Here is a 680-nt window from a genome sequence, read left to right on the forward strand (position 1 = left end):
AATGGAGGAAGAATATAGTTAAATCTATGCAAAGAGAAAACAAACTTCCTCCAAGTAATAATTTGAATGTTAAAATATATAATGCTGATGGTTCCAAGAGAGTTGTGATAGAAGAAGAAATATTATATTTAGATAATCGTGTAGACCCAATATATCATCAAACATTGGAAGAAATGACAGGTAGGAGTCTTAAATGTCGTTACATCGATAATAGTGATTTTAAATGTGAATGTTGTGGTTCAGACTCATTTAAAATACATGATTATGGTCTTAGAAATCTGAATAAAAATCAAAAAATAGAATCCACAATTTACAAATGTAGGAAATGTGGAAAAACACATCAAACACCATTAGAACCTTTTGTTGATAAAAATAGTAATTACACCAACAAAGTCCAATCATTAGGCATTATGGTGAACTACCTATCGCATCTATCGTTAAATAACATATCTCTACTTAATGGAATTGTAAATAATGCATTTCCATCCAGACAAAGCACTCTCAACTATCTTAATAAATTTTACAGTAATTTAAAACGTGAAAACAGTCGGAAAATAGTTTATTCTGGAAACTATGGGTATGACGAGCAATATATTAAAATTAATGGAGAAAAATTCTATATTCTAGCTCTCTTCGACATAAAACTTAATATACTAATCAGTTACAAAATCGTGGGTAAC

1 pseudogene is annotated in these 680 nt (G+C 29.1%); it reads left to right on the forward strand.

Annotation, left to right across the window (positions count from 1 at the left end):
- Positions 1-680, forward strand: a pseudogene (locus MBFIL_RS05040) (hypothetical protein); the annotation flags it as partial.

Origin of the sequence: Methanobrevibacter filiformis (assembly GCF_001639265.1) — an archaeon.
GTDB lineage: Archaea > Methanobacteriota > Methanobacteria > Methanobacteriales > Methanobacteriaceae > Methanacia > Methanacia filiformis.